Consider the following 550-nt stretch of genomic DNA (forward strand, 5'->3'; position numbering starts at 1 on the left):
TAATAATTTGAGTTTTATTTTCAAGTTTTGGATTTTCACAATCAAAATCTGAAATTGACAATCTATTGGACGGAATTTCAAAAATCAGGAACTCAAAAGAAATAACGAAAACTGAACAAGCCGCAAAATTGATTGGATTTGGTTGGCGGATTTTACCAACTCTTGCGGAATATTTTACTGACCAAACTCTTACTAATATAAAATCGGAATGTCAAAACCGAATTTTAAATAAAGGAGAAGTAGCAATAATTGTGGCTGACCGAATTGAAGGAATGCCTTATGCAAAAGTAACTGGAATCGAAAATTGCACTTTGAATTTTTGCGAAAATAATGCAAATTTGATAGAATATTATTTGTTATTTATTCAACGAGATGGAATTAAAAAATTTCAAAAAAATTATCTGAATTGGCTTGTGAATAATGACCGAATTGAATGGATTCCATTAATAAATTATAATTCAAAAAAAGAAACTAGAAAAATAATTAAAGAGAGAAAAAAAGTAATCCTTACAAAGTAAAAATAACTATGGGCAACACCGTATAAAGTTAA

Annotated in this window: 1 protein-coding gene; it reads left to right on the forward strand. The window is 28.0% G+C overall.

Annotated features, from left to right (window positions below):
- Positions 1-65 precede the first annotated feature (65 nt).
- Complete coding sequence (locus tag FGM02_RS17640) at positions 66-518, forward strand: hypothetical protein (protein WP_139959908.1); 453 nt, start codon at positions 66-68, stop codon at positions 516-518.
- The last annotated feature ends 32 nt before the right edge of the window (positions 519-550 follow it).

It is taken from the genome of Flavicella sediminum (assembly GCF_006381105.1).
Taxonomy (GTDB): domain Bacteria; phylum Bacteroidota; class Bacteroidia; order Flavobacteriales; family Flavobacteriaceae; genus Flavicella; species Flavicella sediminum.